Origin of the sequence: Brevibacterium sp. 'Marine', from assembly GCF_012844365.1 — a bacterium.
Classification (GTDB): Bacteria; Actinomycetota; Actinomycetes; order Actinomycetales; family Brevibacteriaceae; genus Brevibacterium.
Genome location: NZ_CP051626.1, coordinates 2771574 through 2793392, shown reverse-complemented (window position 1 = coordinate 2793392; position 21819 = coordinate 2771574). Strand labels below are relative to the sequence as shown.

Here is a 21819-nt window from a genome sequence, read left to right as displayed (position 1 = left end):
AGACCCTATGCGGCCAGTCGGGCCGCACGTCTGGCGGCCTGGATCTCCGGGTCGGGGACCGGTGCGGAGTCGATGAGTTCGCGAGTGTAGCTCTGCTGAGGGCGCGTGAGCACCTGGGAGGCAGAGCCCTGTTCGACGATGTGACCGTCCCGGAGCACGACGACAGTGGAGGCGAGCTGTTCGATGACCGCGAGGTCGTGGCTGATGAACAGGCACGCGAACTCGTGGGCGTCGTGGAGTTCGGCAAGCAGCCGCAGCACGCCGCGTTGGACGGAGACGTCGAGGGCCGAGGTCGGTTCATCGGCGATGAGCAGCTTCGGCTCCAAGGACAGGGCACGAGCGATGGCCACGCGCTGTCGCTGTCCGCCGGAGAGTTCGTGCGGATAGCGGGAGGCGAAGTCCGCCGGCAGCTGGACGTCATCGAGGAGTCCGGCCACTCGTGACCTGATCTGCGCGTGGTCGAGGCTGCGGTGGACGCGCAGCGGTTCGGCGATCTGCGCTCCGACCGTCCGCCGCGGGTTGAGCGAGCCCCGCGGATCTTGGAAGACCACGCCGATATCGGCTCGACGCCGGCGCTGCCGTCGGTTCGGGCGAGTGCTCACCCGTTGACCGTCGACGAAGGCCCGACCGGTCGTCAGCTTCTGCCCGCCGGTGAGGACGGTGGCGATCGTCGACTTGCCCGACCCGGATTCGCCGACGAGTCCCGTGATCGAACCCGCCGGGATCTGCAGGTCGATGTCATCGACAGCAGTGAACGGTCCGGCCGAGGTCCGGTGCACGACGCTCGCGGAGCGGAGTTCCGCGGCAAGCGGGGCAGGCCCTGTTACGGACGGCGTCTGTCCGCTCGGTGCCGACTCACGGTCGGTCAGAGCAGCGGCGCCGAGACGGGGGACAGCGGCGAGGAGCTGCTTCGTGTACTCCTCCCGCGGGGCGGAGAAGAGCCTGCGCACCTCACCGGTCTCGACGATCCGTCCGTCCTTCATCACGGCCACTTCGTCGGCGATGTCGGCGACGACGCCCATATCGTGGGTGATGAGCAGGACGGCCTGCCCTTCCTCGCTGGCCTGCCGGCGCAGCAGGTCGAGGATGCCCGTCTGCACTGTGACGTCGAGGGCCGTGGTCGGTTCGTCGGCGATGAGCACGCGCGGTGCATTGATCGTGGCCAGGGCGATCATCGCTCGCTGCAGCTGACCGCCGGAGAGTTCGTGCGGATAAGCCCTCATGACCCGCTCCGGGTCGTCGAGTCCGACCTTGGCCAGTTGGGCGCGCACGCGGTCGGTGACGGAATCTCCCGCAGCGGGTGTCGCTCCACCCGTCGAGGAGCCCGCGTGGGGACGGTGAGCGCGGACCGCCTCGGCGATCTGATGGCCGAGGCGGAACATCGGATTGAACGCGCTCATCGGCTCCTGGAACACGATCCCGATCTCCGCACCGCGCACGGAGCGCAGCCGGTCCGCATCGATTCCCACCAGGTCGATCCCCTCCGACCCGGTCCTGGCAAGTCGTACGGAACCGGTCTGTTCGGCCGCCCCGGCCAGCCCGAGCGCGGCCAGCGCGGTCACGGACTTGCCGGATCCGGACTCGCCGACGAGGGCCAGGATCCGTCCCGGCACGAGGTCGAAGGACACATCCCGGGTGATCACACGGTCGCCGAAGGATACGGAATGCCCACGGTAGGACAGGGCCGCCTCGGCGGGGGAGAGTTGCGGATCGGCAGCCATGGATCAGCCCTTCAGCGAGGCCTTGAAGTAGACCGGGTAGGCAGGGAAGTCGCCGATGACGAAATTCTCCACATTCGATCCGTGCAGGTAGGAGTTCTTGTTGTAGGTCAGCGGCACGATCGGAGCGTCCTCCATGATCGTCTTGTCGGCCTCGGCCCAGATCTTCTGCGCCTCGGTCGGATCGACGGTCTCGGTGGCCTGCTCGATGAGGGCATCGACCTTGTCGTTGTCGTAGTGCGAGATGTTGTAGTTGCCGTTGCCGATCTGCGAGGAGTCGAACAGCGGGGCGATATTGCCGTTGGCCGAGGGGAAGTCCGGCTGCCACGAGCTCAGCGCGAGATCGAAATCGCCCTTCGCATCCGTGGCGTCGGCGGAGAACGTATTCGAGTCGACGGACTTGATCGTCACCGTGATGTCGACACGGGCCAGAGCCTCCTGGATCGCCTGGGCCTCGGAGACCGAGGTGGCGTCATTGGCGACGAGCAGCTTGAGCGTGCCGAGCTTCGCACCCGATTCCTTGAGCAGCGACTTCGCCTTGGCCACATCGCCCTTCGGGTCGGCCTTGTACAGGTCGTACTCCTCACGTCCGGGAATGCCCGGAGTGATGAGTGTTGTGGCGAAATCGCCGGAGATCTCACCGCCGGCGGCGATGCGGAAGGTGTCCTTATTCACCGCGTAGTTGATCGCCTGGCGGACCTTGACGTCGTCGAGGCCCTTGGCGTCGTTGTTCATCGCGAGGTAGGACAGGGCTCCGGGGCCGGAGGTGACGAGGCGGGACTTCGCGCTCGGGTCATTCTGCACCTGCGCGAGCTGGGCGGCGGGCACGAAGCTGGCGGAGAAGCCGTCCTTCGCATCCCCGGAATCGGAGATGAGCGCCTGCGCGGTCACCGAAGCATCCTGGCCGAGCTTGAACACGACCTCATCGGGACCGGCGGTGCGCACCGGGTCGGTCTTCTCGTCCCAATTGTCGTTGCGGGTCAGCACCGCCTCGGCGCCGGACTTGTTCGATTCGACCTTGTACGGTCCGGAGGCGATCGGGTCGAGCCCGTACTTGCCGGGATCGTCCTTGTCCTCGGGCACGGGAGAGAAGGCCGGCATCGAAGCGATCCACGGGAAGTCGCCGAAGGCCGAGTCGAGGTGGAAGACGATGGTCGTGTCATCCGGGGTTTCGACCGAGTCGAGTTCCTTGCCCTTGAACGGGCCCGTGTAGTCATCTCCGCCCTGCAGCAAGGTCTTGTGGTAGCTGAGACCGCCGGAGAGCTCGGTGGAGAAGGAGCGTTCGATGCCGTACTTGATATCGGCCGAGGTGATGTCCGAGCCGTCCTCGTACTTCAGTCCGTCCTTGAGTGTGAAGGTCCAGGTCTTTCCGTCGTCGCTGGACTTTCCGGTGTCGGTGGCGAGGTCCGGCACGACTTTCGCCTGCTTCCCGGGCTGGATGTCCCAGGTGGTCAGACGGCGGTGGACGAACGACAGGGACGTGATCGCCAGGCCCTGGCTCTTGCCCGGATCGAAGTCCAGGTCAGGGGCGTCGGAGAAGATGTTGAGAGTCCCGCCCTTGGTTGTGTCGCCGAGGGTATTGGACTCTCCGCCGTCTTCGTTGAGCTCGGGGTTGGCGTTGCACCCGGTGAGGATGAGCCCGAGGGAGAGGGTCGCGGCGATGAGTGCCGAGCGTTTCATGATGTGCCTTTCGATGGTGTGCGAAGCGCGATGAGTGATGATGGTGCGGCGATGGTCGGGTGGTGCGGACATCGGTGCCGAGGCGGCCCTGTCCGCATGTGCACACGTGACCCGATCATCGGCTCGCCTTGATCCGTGGGTCGAGGACCGAGTAGCTGAGGTCGGCGATCAGGTTGGCGATGATGACGACGGCCGCGGCGAAGAGGGTGACGCCGACGATGACCTGGATGTCGAGGTTCGTCACCGCCTCGAGCAGGAGGGTGCCGACCCCGCCGAGACCGAAGACCTTCTCCGTGATCACGGCCCCGCCGAGCAGGCCGCCGATGTCGATGGCGAAGAGCGTCGTCAGCGGCAGCACGAGGTTGCGCAGACCGTGCTTGCCGATCACCGTCGACTCGCGCAGACCCTTCGCCCGGGCGGTGCGGATGAAGTCCTGGCTCATCACCTCGAGCATCTGCCCGCGGGTGAGCCTCGCGTAGATCGCGCCGTTGGCGATCGCGAGGACGATCCAGGGCAGGATGAGGTGGAACGCCCACATTCCCGGATTCTCCGTGAACGGCACGTAGCCGCCGATCGGCAGCACGTTGAGGGTGAAGCCGAAGAGGAGGATGCCGAGCAGCCCGAGCAGGTAGGTCGGCGCGGAGATGCCCGTGATGGCCGCACCCATGACGGTGCTGTCGATGAGCGTGCCGCGCTTGAGGGCGGCGATGAGACCTGCGGCGATGCCGCCGAGGCCCCACAGGACGGCAGCGCCGAGGGTGAGAGAGAAGGTGATCGGCAGCCGCTCGAGGATGAGGTGTGTGACCGAATCACGAAGACGGAAGGAGTAGCCGAAGCACGGGGCGTTGCAGTGGATCGCTGCCTGGCCCTCACCATACGTGCGGCCGCCGACGATGCCGCCGAGGAAGTCGACGAGCTGCTTCCACCAGGCCTGGTCGACCCCGAGGTAGCGTTCGACCTCGGCCAGACGCTCGGGTGAGCAGGGCTTGCCGCACGAATACTGTGCCGGGTTCGCGGGCATGAGGTAGAAGATCGCGAAGCACGCGGCCGCGATGATGAGCAGGACGAGGATGGCGCCGAGGAGGCGGGAGCCGATGAATTTCGCGCGGATCATGCCTGCCCTCCCGCGCTCAGGGGATCGGTCGATACCGGCGCAGCGGTGGGGGCCGCCTCGGTGCCGGTGGTCGTGGAGGTCTCCGCCTCGGACGGGTCGAGGGCATCGCGGAGCCCGTCGCCGAACATGTTGAAGCCGAGTGTGACGAGGAAGAGCGCCATACCGGGGAAGATGAGGTACATGGGATCGACCTGGACCCAGCTGATGGCATCGGAGATCGATCGCCCCCAGGACGGGGTCGGCGGATTGACGCCGACGCCGAGGAAGGACAGAGCCGCCTCGGCGCCGATCTTGCCCGGGATCGACACGGTCGTGAAGACGATGACGGTGGCGAGGATGTTCGGGGCGATCTCGCGGACGATGATGCGGATCGTGCCGGTGCCCTGTGCGGCTGCGGCGCGGACGAATCCGCGTTCGCGCAGGGACAGGGTCTCGCTGCGCACGACGCGGGCGACCTGCGGCCAGCCGAAGAAGCCGATGACGAGGATGAGCAGGAGAGGTCGGGGCACGCTGGCGGGCACGGTCGCCGACAGGGCGATGGCGAAGATGAGGAACGGGAAGCCGAAGATGATGTCGGTCAGCCGCGAGAGCAGCCGGTCGGCGATGCCGCCGTAGAAGCCGGCGGCGAGTCCGACGATGACGCCGATGACGATGGACACCGCGGTGGCGGCGAGCCCGATGAGCAGGGACACCTGCGCGCCGTAGCTGACGATGGCGAACAGATCCCGGCCGGTGCGGGGTTCGACACCGAACCAGTGTTGAGCACTTATGCCGCCCAGCGGCCCTACAGGGGCGGTGTCGGGACCGAGGGCATCAGGGTGGTAGGCGTACGGGCTGTTGCCGGTGATGGCGGAGAAGAGAGGTGCGAGGAGCGCGAGGGCGACGAAGACGATGACGAGCACGAGGCCGATGACGGCGGGGCGTGATCGCCTCAGGCGCGTCCATACGGAGCTGCGTCGAGCGCGCGGCGGTGTTGCCTGGGGCATATCCTTCTTCCTGCTGGATGAGCTCGTACCCTCGTGGGACCGAGAGGTCCGAATGATCGGAGGGTGCCCTCAAGCGAACGGAGTGGTAATTTAACTGCTCAACAATTATGGCCCCTGAATCATTCCTGGGCAAAGTCTGAGGTCAGGCTCAACGGATGGGGCTCTGCGGTGGGCCGGGACGCATGGTGCACCGCAGTCGGTGCTGTGGCGGGTGCGGGGGAGTTTCAGCGTTGGAGCGTGGCCGCGGACTCCAGGGCGGCGACCACCGCGGGCAACGGGTGCGCCGCGAGACGGACGAACGCCAGCGGCATCGTCACCGACGGTGACGTGAGCGGGAGCGACAGGATGGGAGAGTCCGAATCGACCGAGTCGAGCACCGACCTCAGCGCGGTCGTTTCGGGGACGACCGCAGCCCAACGGCCGGTGGCGACGAGCGCCAGAAGCGCCTCGATCGAGTCGGCTTCGACGGTGGGCTGAGGTTCGACTCCGCGGCCGAAGAGCGCGGAGTCGAGGATCTGGCGTGCCCGCATCGCAGGAGTGAGCAGGCACAGCGGCACATCGGCGAGCATCGCTCCGGTGACGATGCGAGTGTCGACGGGGAAGAGTCCGGGGGAGGCGATGATCACGCTGGCCACCTCGGGCAGCGGGGTGGAGACGATATCGTCCCCGTCGGCGGCGGAAGGGTGGATGATTCCGCCGTCGATGTCGAAGGCGCGCAGCTTCGCCACGACCTCGGCACTCGACATCCCGGTCTGCAGGCGCGTGTGCACGAACGGATGGTTCGCCCCCAGCGTGGAGACGAGCTGCGCCGAGGCGGCCGTGCCCGAAGGGATGGAGGCGATCGTCGCCTGCCCCGTCAGACGTCCGCGAGCGGCGGTGAGCTCAGCTGCGAGAGCGTCCCGGTCGGCGACGAGGCGCTGTGCCCAGGGTAGGGCGAGTTCGCCCTCGGGAGTGAGGCCCTCGTAGTTGTGGCCGCGACGCACGAGCGGGACCCCGAGCTCACGTTCGAGTTTGCGCACTGCATCGGACAGCGTCGACGGCGAGACATAGCAAGTCGCCGCCGCTCGCCCGAAGTGCTCTTCCCGGGCGAGGGCGACGAAGTACTCGAGTTGGCTCAGCAGCATGGCGCAAGCCTAAGTGATCTCACCGCTCTCAGACGGCGGCAACCTCCTGCTGGGCGTAGGAATGCGCGCCGGTGCCGGCATAGTGCCCGCCTTCGACGATGAGGTACTCGGGGCGGATCGGACGGTCGGCGAACCAGTCCTCGAGGATCTCGCGGGTGCCTGCTGCGTATTTCGCTTGCGACGGCAGAGATGCCCCCGAGGTGTGAGTCGTCATCGCATTGTGCGCCATCGACCGCCACGGATGGTCGGCCGGGGCCGGCTGCGGATCCCACACGTCACCGGCATAGCCGGCGAGCTGTCCCGATTCGAGGGCGCGGACGACAGCGTCCCGATCGGCGATCGCGCCGCGGGCCGGATTGACGATGTAGGAGCCGCGGCGCATCGTCGCCAGCAGCTCATCGTTGAGCAGACCGCGGGTCTGCTCGGTGAGCGGAGCATGGACGGTGAGGACGTCGATGTGTCTGACGAGGTCCTCGATGCTCTCGTGGAAAGTCAGTCCGTACTGCTCCTCGTACTCGGCCGGCAGACGGTGACGGTCCGTGTAGTGGAGGCGGACGCCGAACGGAGCGAGCCGCTCGGCGACCGCCCGACCGATGCGCCCGGCGGCGAAGATGCCGACGTCGAGGCCTTCGACGTCGTAGGAGCGTTCGACGGCATCGGCGATGTTCCAGCCGCCGTCGACCGAGATCTCGTGCTGCCGGACGAAGTCGCGGACGAGGACGAGGATCTGCATGACGGCATGTTCGGCCACGGCGATCGAGTTCGAGTAGGTCACCTCGGCGACGGTGATGCCGAGCGCGTTCGCCGTATCGAGATCGACGTGATCGCTGCCGATGCCGGCCGTGACGGCGAGTTTGAGGTTCTTTGCCTTCGCCAGTCGCTCCGGGGTGAGGTAGGCGGGCCAGAAGGGCTGGGAGATGATGACATCGGCGTCGACGAGTTCACGGTCGAACACGGAACCCTCACCCTCCTTGTCGCTGGTGACGACGAGTTCGTGGCCGGCACCTTCGAGATACGCGCGCAGGCCCAGTTCGCCGGAGACGGAGCCGAGCAGCTGACCGGGCACGAAGTCCGTGCCCTCGGGGCTCGGCAGCGTCTGGCCGTTGGGATAGTCGGGAAGGGCGGGAATGGTGTCCCTGGCATAGTCCCGAGGAAACTGCGGGTACCCGTCGACCGGGTCTGGGAAAAGGACGAGCAGCACTTTGGCCATGATTCTTCTTTCGCATATCGGCGTGACTCTCACGTCGCATTGTCACGCTAAGTCCGTCGGCTGCGGATGTTCCAGCGGTTATCTCCGGTCGATCATTCGGTGCCGCCGGATGAGGGCATGGCTGTTCGGATCACATCGGAACTGTCGAGCGAGGGCGGCGCGGTCGAGGCGCGGCGGATGCGCGGCGGATCGCAGATGCCGAGCGGCAGAGGAGCCAATCACTGTGATGTGAACTACTGTGGACACGTGACGAACTACAGATTCGAAGACTTCAAGCCGACCATCGACGCGTCCACCGGCGAACCGGACGAGCGCACGAAGGGCTATTTCGCCTCGACGAGCGTGGGCTTCCATGACCCCAGGTCGACCGATGCGGCCCTGCTCAACCGGGTCGAGCGGGCGATCGCCGATGGGCGCAACCTCACCGCCGTCTACGCGGATCAGGAGTTCGAGCACGGCCTCGACGCCTCGATCCCGGTGGCGACGTTCGCGTGGTTCGAGAAGCTCGTCAACGTCGGCGGGGGACGGCTGGTGCCCGGGCACCTCATCACCTGGATCACGGTGCGCCCGACCCATCGCCGGCGCGGTCTGCTGCGGTCGCTGATGACCACGGACCTCGCCGAGGCGAAGGCGAACGGCTACCCGTTCGCCGCACTGACCGCCACCGAAGGCGGAATCTATTCGCGCTTCGGCTTCGGTGTGGCGACCTGGCTGCGTTCGATCGAGGTCGACACCTCGCCCGGCTTCAAGATGGTCCGCGAACCCGATCGCCGCGTCGAGATGTGCCTGCTCAGCGAGCTGCGCGAACTGGCTCCGAAGATCTACGGCGAGTTCATGCGGACCTCACCCGGTGCCATGGAGCGTCAGCAGACCTACATCGAACGCGCCACCGGTGCCCTCAATACTGAGACCGGCGAACAGGACCGGGGTGTGCGCGCGGCCCTGCACTTCGACGAACAGGGCGAGCCCGACGGCTATGTGTCCTACAAGTTCGCGGGCTGGTCGAAGACCCCTCCGACCGTCGACATCATCGACTTCGTGGCCGTCACCGATGCGGCCTACGCCTCGCTGTGGTCATTCCTCGCCGCCATCGACCTGTCGACCCGCGTGACCTTCGGCGAGTCCGCCGAATACTCGCCGCTGCCGTGGCTGCTCACCGATTCCAGGCGTGTGAAGACCGTCGCGAGCGAGGACAACATCTGGATCCGCATCCTCGACGTCAAGGCTGCGCTCGAGGCCAGGCCCTGGTATGTGCCCGGGACGCTGACGATCGACGTCGACGATTCCCTCGATCTCGCCGGTGGACGCTTCACGATCACCTCGGACGGTGAGAACGCCGAGGTGACCCCTGCCTCCGATTCGACTCCGGCTGACCTGGGACTCGGCATCGCCGAGCTCGGGTCCCTCTACCTCGGCGGCGCCGATCCCGTCATCCTCGCCCGGGCCGGGCGCATCGAAGAGCAGACACCGGGGTCCGCTGTACTGGCCAGCGCCATGTTCAGTCTGGGCCGGGCGCCGTATTCGCCGAACGGCTTCTGAGCGCGCCACGGATTCTGAGCCTGCAGCACTGTCTGTTGAGCGATTGTTCCCAGAATCTGAGACCTTGTGAAGGATTCCTGAAAGTCTCATAAGGTGGACACGTCCCGGACGCAACAGGAGGAAATCAGTGCCCAAGCCCGTCGTGCTCATCGCCGAAGAACTGTCACCGGCCACCATCGAAGCTCTCGGAGGAGACTTCGAGATCCGTCACACCGAGGGCGCCGACCGATCCCAGCTCCTGCCCGCCATCGCCGACGCCGATGCGATCCTCGTCCGGTCGGCCACGCAGGTCGACGCCGAAGCCATCAACGCTGCGAACAACCTCAAGGTCATCGCCCGCGCCGGAGTCGGACTCGACAATGTCGACGTGCCCGCCGCCACCTCGGCGGGTGTCATGGTCGTCAACGCTCCCACCTCTAACATCATCTCCGCAGCCGAGCTGACGATGGCCCACATTCTGGGATCCGCGCGGTACTTCGGCGCCGGCAACACCTCGCTGAAGGCGGGGGAGTGGAACCGGAAGAAGTACACCGGCGTCGAACTCTACGAGAAGACTCTGGGCATCGTCGGCCTCGGCCGCATCGGCGGACTCGTCGCCGAACGCGCGAAGGCCTTCGGCATGCGTCTGGTCGGCTACGACCCCTACATCACTCAGGCCCGAGCGGCTCAGATGGGCGTCGAGGTCCTCGACCTGCCCGGCCTGCTCGCCGTGTCCGACTTCGTCACCGTGCACATGCCCAAGACGCCGGAGACGGTCGGCATGATCAGCACCGAGGAGCTCAAAGCCGCCAAGCCCGGCGCCCGGTTCATCAACGTCGCCCGCGGCGGCATCATCGACGAGGCGGCCCTGGCCGAGGCCGTGGCCAACGGCGAGGTCGGCGGCGCCGGAATCGACGTCTGGAACGTCGAACCGCCGGAGCACTCGGCACTCATGGATCTCGACGCCGTCAACGTCACCCCGCATCTGGGCGCCTCGACTCATGAGGCCCAGGAGAAGGCCGGCGTCGCCGTGGCGAAATCTGTGCGCAAGGCCCTGGCCGGGGAACTCGTCCCCGATGCCGTCAATGTCGCAGGCGGCGCCATCCACGAGGATGTGCGTCCGGGTATCCCCCTGGCCGAGCGTTTGGGCCGTGTCGTCAACGCTCTGGCCGACTCCTCGGTCACGCACTTCAAGGTCGAGGTCAACGGAGAGATCGCCGACAAGGACGTCTCCGTCCTCAAGCTCTCCGCGCTCAAGGGCCTGTTCAAGGACGTCGTGTCCGACCAGGTCTCCTATGTCAATGCTCCGCTGCTGGCCGAAGAGCGCGGAATCGGCGTCGAACTCGTCACGGATCCGTACTGCGAATCGTTCCGCAACATCACCCGCCTGACCGCGACGACGAGCACCGGGCAGCGCATCTCGGTGTCGGGCACCGTGACCGGTCCGAAGCTCGTGCAGAAGCTCACCGAGGTCGACGGCTACTCGCTCGAGATCGAGCTGACGGACAACCTGCTCATCTTCCGCTACGAGGATCGGCCGGGAATCATCGGTCAGCTGGGTCTGGCGCTCGGCGCGAACAACGTCAACATCGCCGGAATGCAGGTCTCGCCCGCATCGACGAGCAACGAGGCGCTGTCCGTCCTGGCCGTGGATTCGGTCGTCTCGGACGAGGTCGTCAACGCTGTCGCCGGTGCTGTGAACGCCTCGGCCTTCACCGGCGTCTCACTCCAGGAGGACTGAGACCCTCACACAGGAGGACCCGTTCACCCCGCAAGCCAGAGAGCGAAGCGGGGTGAGCGGGTCCTCTGTGCTGTCAGGGTCCAGAACTCGTCGACGAGAACGGCGACGGCGATGCCGATGAACGCGCCGGCGATCGTGTCGGTGAGCCAGTGGACCTGGAGCGCGGTCCGCGACCACATCATGGCAAGGATCCAGACTGCGGCGAGGATGAACGACCAGTGGAAGCCCATCCTCGGTGCCCGAGCTGCCGGTGCCTGAGCTGCTGGTGCCTGGGCGGCTGATCCGCGCAGCTGATGGCGACGGCAGGCGATGATCGCCAGGCTCATGGCCAGTGCGGCAGCGCCCATCGAGTGTCCCGAGGGGTAAGAGAAACCCAAGGACTCGTAGAGCTGATCGCCGGGGCGCAGGCGGGTGACGACGGCCTTGAGGATCTCCGAGGCGGCGATGCCGGCCAGCATCGTCGTGACGAGGACGATCGCCGTGCGCAGGCGTCTGCGCAGGATGAAGAAGCCCGTGAGCAGCGTGGTGCAGATGACCACGCCGGTGCCGCCGCCGACCTCGGCGAGGACGACGGCGATCCAGTACGGCACCGAGCCCTCAGTGAGGCCGACGAGTTCCAGCCAGGACTGATCGATCGGGGTGGGTCCGATGCGCTCGAGGTGCAGCCACAGTCCGAAGGCGATGACGAACAGGACGGCGGGCAGTGTTGCCCACAGCAGCCAGGACTGCTGTCGGCTCAAGCGTTCCAGAGGCCGTAGGTATCAGCCAGGGACGCGATCTTCTTCGCACGGGCCAGGCGGGGCAGGTAGGAGCCGTCGGTGATCTCGGATCCGCCTTCGGCGGCTTCGAGCATCTGGCGGGCCCAATCGCGTTCGTCCTCGCTCGGGCTCATCGCCTCGTTGAGGGTGTTGACCTGGTCGACTGTGAGCACGAGCTTTCCGGTCATGCCCATCATGTGAGTGACCTCGGCATCGGCCCAGACCTTCTCATCATCGGCATCGGCGGCCGATGGCCCGTCGATGGGGCCGGGCAGGCCGCCCATGCGGGAGGCGATCGTCAGGCGCGAACGGGCATAGGCCAGGGCCATCGGGTCGCCGGAGAAACCCGTGTCCTTGCGGAAGTCGTTCGTGCCGAACGCCAGACGGAAGGTGCCGGGCGCCTCGGCGATCTTCGTGGCGTTCTCCACTCCGCGGGCCGATTCGAGGAGTGCGATGACCGGCAGGCCCGCCTTCGCCCGCATCGCGGTATAGGAGACCTGCTCGGGCCGTTCGGTCTCCGGGAGCATGACTCCGCGCAGACCGGGCAGCATGGCGATCGCGGCGAGGTCATCGTCCCAGAATTCGGATTCCATCTTGTTGATGCGCACCCAGGCCGACATTCCGTTCTTCAGTGCGCGCACGACATTGTCACGTGCCGCAAGCTTCTTGTCGTCGGCGACGGACGCTTCGAGGTCGAAGATGACGGAGTCCGCTTCCGACGTCTGCGCGGGAGTGAAGATCTCCTCCTTCGCAGCGTTGACGAGCAGCCAGGACCGGGAGAGTTTGGCGGGCAGAGCTGCGGCACGGGCGTTGCGGATGGTCTCGGTCAATGATCGACTTTCTCTCGGGGCTGTTTCTGCGTGGCCCCCACGGGGTTTGGGGTGCTGTATCCATCTTCGTCCCTGCGGCGCCGGATGTGTAGCCGAAAACAGGGTTTGAGACGTGAAATTGTTCATGACCGCACACGGATCGCGGGGTCTGCGCAGGGGACGGCAGGCTTGGCCCGTTGGAGAGGCGCCGCGTTCGGGTGCCGGAGGTCGCTCCGCCGCCGTGCCCGTGAGCGCCGCTGACGATGGTTCACATTGTAAGACGCCGTAGTTGCATCGTGAGATGGGGTCGTATTCTGTGAGCATGAAGTTCTCAATCGCAGTCATGCCCGGAGACGGAATCGGCAACGAGGTCGTCCCCGAAGGCCTCAAAGTCCTCCGCCGCGCCATCGAGGTGTCAGGCGAGCCCGTCGAGCTCGAGCTCACAGACTACAAGGTCGGCGCCCAGCGCTTCCACGAGACCGGTGAGACGCTCACCGACGACGAGCTCGAGTCGCTGCGTGGACATGATGCCATCTTCTTCGGCGCCTGCGGAGATCCGTCCGTGCCTTCCGGCGTGCTCGAGCGCGGAGTGATCCTCAAGATGCGCTTCGGGCTGGGGCATGCAGTGAACCTGCGTCCCTCGAAGCTGTTCTCCGGAGTCACCAGCCCGCTGGCCGATCCCGGAAAGATCGACTTCGTCGTCGTCCGCGAGGGCACCGAGGGCTCATACACCGGATCCGGCGGATCGGTGCGCACGGACACCCCGCAGGAGGTCGCGACCGAGGTCTCGGTCAACACCTGGTACGGCGTCGAGCGTGCGGTCCGCGACGCCTTCGCCCGGGCTCAGGCGCGGAGCAAGAAGCTCACCTACGTGCACAAGCACAATGTCATGGTCCATGCCGGTCACCTGTGGCGTCGCGTGGTCGAGAAGGTCGGGCAGGAATTCCCCGAGGTGGCCGTCAACTACGAGCACACCGATGCGTGCACGATCTACATGGTCACGAATCCCGAGCGCTACGACGTCATCGTCACCGACAACCTCTTCGGGGACATCCTCACCGACCTCGCAGCCGCGGTCACCGGCGGAATCGGTCTGGCCGCCTCGGGGAACCTCAACGTCGAAGGAACGGCGCCGAGCCTGTTCGAACCCATTCACGGTTCGGCTCCGGACATCGCCGGCCAGCAGATCGCGGACCCGACCGCGTCGATCCTCTCGGGGGCGCTCATGGCCTCCCACCTGGGACTCGAGACCGTGGCCAAGGCGATCGAGACGGCCGTCGAAGCCGACCTCGCCGAGCGCGACGGAACGAAGCGGTCCACCTCCGAGGTGGGCGACGCGATCGCGGCACGCCTCGGCTGACCGGATCGACCGCCTCGGCGAGCGGCGGATGGGTGACGACGGGGTCACCTCTGCGAGGATGAACCCAATCGAGCGACACCCGTGTTCAGGGTCGACGACATCACCCCGGTGCGGCGAGCGCCGGGGTGATGGACTACCCTGAAAGTGTCACTCATCACAAGTGAGAAGAGAGTTTTCATGACAGATTTCACCGTTCTTAAGAACCTCCAGCCGCAACCCGAGCTGGTGCGCGAGAACATCAAGAAGGATCCCGGCTTCGGCCAGTACTTCACCGACCATATGGCGCACATCCGTTACACGGTCGATGACGGTTGGCAGGGACACGAGGTCCGGCCCTACGGGCCGCTGCTGCTCGACCCGGCGGCCGCCGTTCTCCACTACGCCCAGGAGATCTTCGAAGGGCTCAAGGCCTACCGTCATGCCGACGGTTCGGTATGGACGTTCCGACCCGAGCGCAACGCCGCGCGCATCAACCGCTCCGCCGAGCGTCTCGCGCTGCCGCAGCTGCCCGAAGAGGACTTCATCAACTCGCTCAAGCAGCTGGTCAGCCTCGACCAGGCTTGGGTTCCGACGCCGGAGTCGGACGCCGATGAGTCGAGCCTGTACCTGCGGCCGTTCATGATCGCCACGGAGCGGTTCCTCGGCGTGCGGGCCAGCCACGAAGTCGACTACTACGCCATCGCATCCCCGGCCGGGCCCTACTTCTCCGGCGGCATCAAGCCGGTGTCGATCTGGCTCTCGCCGAAGCTCAAGCGCGCCGGCGCGGGCGGCACCGGCTTCGCCAAGTGCGGCGGCAACTATGCATCGTCGCTGGTGGCGACCAATGAGGCGGCTGCAAAGGGCTGCCAGCAGGTCCTGTTCACCGACTCGGTGGAGAACAAGTACATCGACGAGCTCGGCGGCATGAACCTCATGCTCGTGACGAAGAGCGGCAAGCTGCTCACCCCGGCGCTGAGCGATTCGATCCTCGACGGCGTCACCCGTCGTTCGCTGCTCGAACTGGCACCGCAGCTCGGACTCGAGGCCGAAGAGCGTCAGATCTCCATCGAGGAGTGGCGCGAGGGGGCGGCCAGCGGCGAGATCGTCGAAGCATTCGCCTGCGGCACCGCTGCCGTCATCACGCCGATCAGCAAGCTCGTCAGCGAAGACTTCACCATCGACCACGGTGAAGAGGCCGGTGAGAAGACCATGGAGCTGCGCAGGACGCTGCTCGGCATCCAGTACGGGCGTGTCGAGGACACGAACAACTGGCTGGTGCGTCTGGCCTGATCAGACGGACCTCGCTGGTCTGGCAGGCGTTGTCTGATCCGATAGGCAGCGTCTGATCTGGACGGCAGTGTCTGATTTGGACAGCATTGTCTGATCTGGACGTCGGTGTCTGATCTGGACGTCAGCCGGGCACGCTCTTGAGGCGGGCCGCTGCGAAGAGATTCGCGGCGGCCCGCCTTCTGCTTTCCGCTCGTCGCTCACCCGCTGTCCACTGCGCCGCGGATGTTTTACTCAGTTGTGCGTAAATTGCGGTACTGTGGCCTCGTGCACACGACCACCTCGGCGTCGGTTCCGACAGCCTCCGAAGTCATCGCCCACCTGCCATGGAAGTGGCGCACCCAGGGTGCCATCTTCATCATCGGCGGGCTCGGTTTCATGTTCGACGCCTGGGACGTCGCTCTCAACGGATTCCTCATTCCGCTGCTCAGCGACTATTGGAGTCTCAGCCTCGGCCAGGCCGCATGGATTGCGACCGCGAACCTCATCGGCATGGCACTGGGTGCCTTCATCTGGGGCGGCATCGCCGATGTCATCGGGCGCAAGAAGGCGTTCACTCTCACTCTGCTCGTCTTCTCGATCTTCACGGTCGCCGGAGCATTCGCCCCCGCATATGGTTGGTTCATCCTCTTCCGCTTCCTCGCGGGATTCGGTCTGGGCGGATGCATCCCTGTCGACTACGCCCTGGTCGGGGAGTTCACGCCCAGCCGACATCGCGGACGCGTGCTCACCGCAATGGACGGCTGGTGGCCGATCGGCGCCTCGCTCTGCGCGTTCGTCTCCGCCTATCTGCTCGGTTTCGGGGACTGGCGGCTGATCATGCTCGTCATGATCGTTCCCGCCCTGCTCACCGTCGCCGTGCGTTTCGGGATTCCGGAATCACCTCTCTATCTCGCATCGGTCGGCCGGTACGTCGAAGCCGACGTGATCATCAGACGACTGGTCGAGCGCACGGGCGCCGACGTCACCGAGTGGACCCACGAACCGGTCGGCGATGCTGCCGCGACGCCGGCGGCCGGTGACGATGCAACCCCGGCGCATGCTGAGCCCGACGCGGATCGGAGCACGGCGAGCCCTGCCGCGGCGCGGACAACGCCGACCTCGGACGCGGGACCCAAGGTCAGCGGGCAGCTGCGAGCAGCCAGCGGTCAGCTCGTGCAGCTGTGGCAGCACTCAGCCAAGACGACCCTCGTCGCGTGGTCGCTCTTCGTCTCCGTCCTCCTTGTCTACTACGCGGCACTGACATGGCTTCCCGGAATCCTGAAGAAGCAGGGGCTAGCCGATCAGGCGGCGTTCCTCGTCACCGGGTCGATGACTGCTGTCGGCATCCTCGGTGTGATCGTCTCCGCGCTCATCGTCGAACGATTCGGTCGCAAATGGGTGCTCGGAGTCTCGGCGATCGTGGCCGCGATCCTCCTGATCGGATCTGCCGTATTCATCGAAGCCTCCGGCGCCGAACTCACCTGGACGGCGAAGGCCGTGATCATCGGCTTCGGCTTCGTCATTCAGATCGCGATCCCGACCCTGTACACCTATGTCTCCGAGCTCTACCCGACCCGACTGCGCGGTTCTGGTTTCGGCTGGGCTTCTGCGGCGTCGCGTCTGGCCACGGGAATCGCCCCGATCGTGTTCGGGGCGTTCATGTGGCCGGTGCTGGGCCTGACCCTGACGTTCGTCCTCACCGGAGCTCTTGTCGTCGTCGCCGTGGTTCTGATGAGCTTCATGGCACGAGAGACGACCGGCGAAGAATTGAGCTGACTAGTGGTCTGACCAGTGTAGATGCGTTCGGCAAATGTCGTGTCAGTGCCGACAGGTAGTGTTCTGGACATGGAGGCAAAGCAGGTTCCAGACGCACTCACCGAGATCCTTCGGTGGCGCGACTGCCTGTCCGAAATGCCTCCGGCCGCGACCGAGGAAGAAGCGATCGATCGCATCACGGCTCTTGAGGAACTGACCTCCGCATGCGCCGCCGCACAGGCCCGCGAAACCCTGACATTCGATATGCACCGAAAGAATCGGGAGGCCGAAGACGGTGTCCCGAGCAAGAAGCAAGGACTCGGGGTCGGCGCGGAGATCGGCCTGGCCAGAAAGGTCTCCCGACACCGCGGCAACGCGTTGCTCAAATTCTCACGGACCCTGCTCCTGGATCTGCCCAATGTCTACTCGGCAATGAAGGGCGGAGACATCTCGGAGGAGAAGGCACGCACTGTCGCAAAGGAGTCCGACTGGCTTCCACGTGAGAAGAAGCACGAGCTCGACGAGCGGATGGCCGAACGCCTGGCCGAGGTGGGAGTCAGACGACTGGGCAACGAGGTGAGGGCCCTGGCACAGAAACTCGACCAGCAGGCGGCGGTCGACCACCTCGAACGCTGTGTTGGAGAGCGCTCGGTCAGCGTGCGTCCGGCACCGGGAAACATGGCTTATCTGACCGCTCTGCTGCCGATGTCGCAGGCCGTTGCCGCATTCGCCAATCTCAAGAAGTCGGCTCAGACCGTGACCGCCACCGGCAAAGCCGACGGCCGTGGTCAGAATCAGATTGCTGCGGATCTCTTGGTCGAGCGACTGACAGGGCAGGCTGCCGCTGCGGCCGTGCCCACAGAAGTCCACCTCATCATGCAGGACAGCAGTCTGTTCGGGCCCGGAGAAGAATCGGCATGGTTCCCCGGGGTCGGCCCGATCCCGGCCCAAGCCGCCAGGAACGTCGTTGCCGAGAACGAGGCCGCCACCTTCATCCGCAGGCTGTACACGCGGCCGGAAGACGGTCAGCTCGTGCGGATGGACTCCCGCCGCAGGGAATTCTCCGGGCTGCTTCGACGCATGGTCGTCTTCCGCGACGACGTCTGCCGTTCGCCCTGGTGCGAGGCACCCATCCAGCACGCCGATCATGTCGACGCGGCCGCTGCCGGCGGGGAAACAGACTGGGACAACTCTTCTGGATTGTGCGCCGCCTGCAACTATCTCAAGGAACTCAGCGGGTGGCGCCATAAGGCGACAGCCGAGGCCCTCGAGGTCGTCACACCGACCGGTCACCACTACAGGACCCGAACCAAACCGCTCAGCGGTCCCGATCCCGGGTGCGCCTCTGGTCAGGACGAAGGTCGTGGTGCGAGGCATGGCCCCGGCGAACAGGATCCTCCTGATCAGCAGCATGATCGGGAACGGCAGCAACTTCCCGGCCGACAACATGGCCCCGAACCGGGACGAGATACCGGGGAAGCAGCGGCAGAGAGGACGGCGACACCGGGCGACGGGGCTCGCGCCGCGCCGCCGGGCGACAGCGACTGTGCCGGAGCGCCGGATGACGAAGCCCGCGCCGTACTGCCGAGTGCCGATCCCGAATTTTCGGTGATGATCCCATGGCGATACATTCGCCGGACCTCGCAGCCGACAACCATCGATATCGGTGGGTCGAGTGTCGGAATCGACATCGTCGATGCCGATGAACGGCCGATGAGCCCAACCGAAGAACTTCTCCGCGCCGCAATCGTCGAACACAGACGCAGGCTGTGAACCGAGTCTGCCGCGGCGACGGCAAGTGGTCACCGAAAGTTCAACTGCCCGCTCCATGACGAGACTATAGTGATAGTCATGAACGACCTCACCGGGCAGCCGTCGCCCGCCGGCCATTGCGCGCGGTCCGGCCACGCGGACGACCCCGCGGTCGAAATCGTGTGGGGGATGCCGGCGGGGATGGGTCCACTGTGGCAGGGCGTGCCCTCGGGGCCGGGAATCCGCGGTGTCCTGCCACCCCGCAGCGAGGTCGAAGCGCTCTATGGGGCCGCTGCCGCCGAGCCGCCGCTGAACGAGGACCCGAGGTTTGCGGCACTGTTCGCCGATGTCTACGACGTCTCCGTCCGCAAGGGACAGGTCCTCATGACGTTGACCCGGACCCAGCCCGACGGGCAGCTGAGCTCATTCGCCTACGGCCACCATTGGAGGTGGGAGGAGCAGAAGTATCCGTGGGCATTTGAACTGCAGAGCCGCCTCGGCGAGGCTTCGACCGAACTCGAAGCGACCTTCGCACTCAACCTGCTCGCCCGTGATCCGAAGCGGCGCGATCAAGGTCTGGGACGGCGCACCCTGCAAACCTGGATCGGAGAGGTCGGTCACTACGGCTGCTGGCTGCAGACCGACGATATCGACAGTCCGGCACGCCGCCTCTACGAAGAACTCGGCTTCTCAGAACTCGGTCACGGCCCCGAAGCCCCCAACGGTCAGCCCGGCCTGGTCATGTTCCGCAGCCCGCGGTGAGAACTGCACGTGAGAAGAATTCCTCGTCAGCGGCACCACGTGGCTGTGTCAGCAGCGGTCACTAGGATGGGACCATGCGCGAAGAAGACTCACCGACAGCGGCCCCGACGACGAGTGCCGAACTGCCCGACGACGAAAACCTCTGGCTCGAAGACATCTCCGGCGAGCAGCAGATCGCCTGGGTGAAGAACCAGAACACGAAGACCCTTGACCGATTCCACGACGATCTCTTCGACACCATCTCCGGCGAACTGCGCACCGCGCTGGACTCCGATGATCGCATTCCGATGGTCACCAAACGCGGCGACCACTTCTTCAACTTCTGGCGCGATAAGACCAACCCGAAAGGTCTGTGGCGACGCACCACATGGGAGAGCTACCGCACGGACTCACCCGCCTGGGATGTGCTGCTCGACCTCGACGAACTGGCGGCACAGGAAGACACAGCTTGGGTCTGGTCAGGAGCGATGGTCCGGCGCAGCGACAATCGGCGCGCCCTCGTCCTCTTGTCCCCGGACGGAGGCGACTCCCACCGAGTCCGCGAATTCGACCTCGACGACCGCACCTTCGTCGACGGCGGCTTCGACATCCCCGCCGCCAAGACACGACTGGCCTGGCTCGACGATGACACCGTCCTCGTCGCCACCGAGACCGACGCCGACTCACTGACGACCTCGTCGTATCCTCGCCAAGCCAGAGCGCTCCGCCGCGGTCAGAACATCGACGAGGCCCCGATCGTCGCCGAAGTCCCACGTGATCATGTGGCGATCTTCGTCGGCAGCGACATCCGCCCCGACACCGGGGCCACCGACCGCGCCGTCATCATCGACGCCATCGACTTCTTCAACTCGACGATGAGCTTCCTCGACCTCGCCGACATCACCGGCGCAGACGGTTCGCTGTCAGCCGAACCGACGACTTGGGCCGACGCGCTCAACCGAGTCGACGTTCCCACCGACGTCGAAGTCGGCTTCGACCGCGACCTCGTGCTCTTCCGTCCGCAGTCGAGGTGGAAGTCCACCACCACCGAGGTGGCCGCCGGCGGCCTGGCCATCGCCGATATCGATGCGGTCAAGGCAGGCGAGATCACTCCGCGCGTGATCTTCACCCCGGACGCCCGCACCTCGCTGCAGTCCTTCACCTTCACCCGCGACTACCTCGTCCTCGAGCTGCTCGCCGACGTGCAGTCGAAACTCACGGTCCTCGACCTGAACAACGACTTCGTCGAGTCCACCCTGCCCGGGGTGCCGGCCAACCATATGGTCGGACTCGGCGCGGTCGACAAATACGATCCGGCCACCGCCAACGACTTCTGGATGGTCAGCACCGGCTTCCTCACGCCCTCGACGCTGTCGTACGGAACTCTGGGCCCCTCTGACGAAGCTGCGGGAACGGACTCCGAGAAGTCCACCGCCGAGGTGATCAAATCGGCGCCGGCGATGTTCGATGCCGAAGGGCTCAGCGTCGAGCAGCACTTCGCCACCAGCGCCGACGGAACGACGATCCCGTACTTCCAGATCGGATCCGACGACCTCGTGCTCGACGGCGACAATCCCACACTGCTCGACGGCTACGGCGGATTCGAAGTCAGCCGCACACCCGGATACTCACCCGTCGTCGGCATCGGCTGGCTCAGCCGCAGCACCACCGGAAGTGCCATCCCGACAGGCCGCCGAGGCGTCTATGTCCTCGCGAACATCCGCGGCGGAGGGGAATACGGGCCTGAGTGGCACACCTCCGCGATGCGAGAGAACCGCATGCGCTGCTATGAAGACCATTCGGCCGTGGCACGCGATCTCATCGCCCGCGGAGTGACGAGCCCGAAGAGGCTCGCCTGTGCCGGCGGATCCAATGGGGGTCTGCTGGTCGGCAATATGCTCACCCAGTATCCCGAGCTCTTCGGCGCAGTCTCCTGCGGAGTTCCGCTGCTGGACATGGCCCGGTACACGAAGCTCAGCGCCGGCTATTCATGGAAGGCCGAGTACGGCGACCCGGATGTGGCCGAGGACTGGGCGTTCATCAGACACTTCTCGCCCTACCACCTCCTCGAGGACGGACAGGACTATCCGCCGGTGCTGTTCTGGACGGCGACGTCGGATGACCGGGTGGGACCGGTGCAGGCGCGGAAGATGGCCGCCCGGATGCAGGCGCAGGGAATCGAGAACGTGTGGTTCTTCGAAGACACCGAAGGCGGTCATTCTGCGGCTTCGGACAATGAGCAGACCGCATTCACCCGGGCGCTGAGCTACCGGTTCATGTGGAACGCACTGACAGGGGAGTAGGT

Annotated in this window: 16 protein-coding genes; 8 read left to right on the top strand and 8 right to left on the bottom strand. The window is 65.8% G+C overall.

The features are described 5' to 3' along the window. Positions 1-5: 5 nt before the first annotated feature. From HF684_RS12550 to HF684_RS12525, 6 genes are all read right to left on the bottom strand, one after another. Complete coding sequence (locus HF684_RS12550; protein WP_169252740.1) at positions 6-1721, bottom strand: ABC transporter ATP-binding protein; 1716 nt, start codon at positions 1719-1721, stop codon at positions 6-8. Positions 1722-1724: 3 nt separating this feature from the next. Further along, complete coding sequence (locus HF684_RS12545; RefSeq protein ID WP_169252739.1) at positions 1725-3398, bottom strand: ABC transporter substrate-binding protein; 1674 nt, start codon at positions 3396-3398, stop codon at positions 1725-1727. A 115-nt stretch (positions 3399-3513) separates the two neighbouring features. Beyond that, positions 3514-4512, bottom strand: coding sequence for an ABC transporter permease (locus tag HF684_RS12540; protein WP_169252738.1), 999 nt, complete (start codon positions 4510-4512; stop codon positions 3514-3516). Then, positions 4509-5498, bottom strand: coding sequence for an ABC transporter permease (locus tag HF684_RS12535; RefSeq protein WP_169252737.1), 990 nt, complete (start codon positions 5496-5498; stop codon positions 4509-4511). The genes HF684_RS12540 and HF684_RS12535 overlap by 4 nt, the downstream gene beginning before the upstream one ends. Before the next feature lie 224 nt (positions 5499-5722). Next, entirely contained in the window at positions 5723-6622 is a 900-nt protein-coding gene (locus HF684_RS12530) for a LysR family transcriptional regulator (RefSeq protein WP_169252736.1), read from the bottom strand. A gap of 28 nt (positions 6623-6650) precedes the next feature. Beyond that, positions 6651-7832 (bottom strand): NAD-dependent formate dehydrogenase, encoded by a 1182-nt coding sequence (locus HF684_RS12525; protein ID WP_169252735.1) that lies wholly within the window; start codon positions 7830-7832, stop codon positions 6651-6653. A 246-nt stretch (positions 7833-8078) separates the two neighbouring features. Between HF684_RS12525 and HF684_RS12520 the strand changes: the two genes are divergently transcribed. Next, entirely contained in the window at positions 8079-9371 is a 1293-nt protein-coding gene (locus HF684_RS12520) for a GNAT family N-acetyltransferase (protein ID WP_169252734.1), read from the top strand. 127 nt (positions 9372-9498) lie between these two features. Beyond that, complete coding sequence (gene serA, locus HF684_RS12515) at positions 9499-11091, top strand: phosphoglycerate dehydrogenase (RefSeq protein WP_169252733.1); 1593 nt, start codon at positions 9499-9501, stop codon at positions 11089-11091. Between the two features lie 23 nt (positions 11092-11114). On the opposite strand, the gene HF684_RS12510 is transcribed toward serA, so the two are convergent. Together HF684_RS12510 and HF684_RS12505 are read right to left on the bottom strand one after the other, a co-directional pair. Further along, complete coding sequence (locus HF684_RS12510) at positions 11115-11831, bottom strand: phosphatase PAP2 family protein (RefSeq protein ID WP_169252732.1); 717 nt, start codon at positions 11829-11831, stop codon at positions 11115-11117. Continuing rightward, positions 11828-12679, bottom strand: coding sequence for a CoA ester lyase (locus HF684_RS12505; protein WP_025779420.1), 852 nt, complete (start codon positions 12677-12679; stop codon positions 11828-11830). The genes HF684_RS12510 and HF684_RS12505 overlap by 4 nt, the downstream gene beginning before the upstream one ends. A gap of 301 nt (positions 12680-12980) precedes the next feature. Between HF684_RS12505 and HF684_RS12500 the strand changes: the two genes are divergently transcribed. The 6 genes from HF684_RS12500 to HF684_RS12475 all read left to right on the top strand — a co-directional run bounded on the left by HF684_RS12500 (position 12981) and on the right by HF684_RS12475 (position 21817). Further along, complete coding sequence (locus HF684_RS12500; RefSeq protein ID WP_169252731.1) at positions 12981-14018, top strand: 3-isopropylmalate dehydrogenase; 1038 nt, start codon at positions 12981-12983, stop codon at positions 14016-14018. Positions 14019-14195: 177 nt separating this feature from the next. Then, positions 14196-15287: a branched-chain amino acid aminotransferase gene (locus HF684_RS12495; RefSeq protein ID WP_169252730.1), complete on the top strand. Its 1092-nt coding sequence runs from the start codon at positions 14196-14198 to the stop codon at positions 15285-15287. A gap of 264 nt (positions 15288-15551) precedes the next feature. Beyond that, positions 15552-17042, top strand: coding sequence for an MFS transporter (locus HF684_RS12490; RefSeq protein ID WP_169252729.1), 1491 nt, complete (start codon positions 15552-15554; stop codon positions 17040-17042). 69 nt (positions 17043-17111) lie between these two features. Continuing rightward, positions 17112-18794: a DUF222 domain-containing protein gene (locus tag HF684_RS12485; RefSeq protein WP_169252728.1), complete on the top strand. Its 1683-nt coding sequence runs from the start codon at positions 17112-17114 to the stop codon at positions 18792-18794. 78 nt (positions 18795-18872) lie between these two features. Further along, positions 18873-19535: a GNAT family N-acetyltransferase gene (locus HF684_RS12480; RefSeq protein ID WP_169252727.1), complete on the top strand. Its 663-nt coding sequence runs from the start codon at positions 18873-18875 to the stop codon at positions 19533-19535. Positions 19536-19609: 74 nt separating this feature from the next. After that, complete coding sequence (locus HF684_RS12475) at positions 19610-21817, top strand: prolyl oligopeptidase family serine peptidase (protein ID WP_169252726.1); 2208 nt, start codon at positions 19610-19612, stop codon at positions 21815-21817. Positions 21818-21819: the final 2 nt, after the last annotated feature.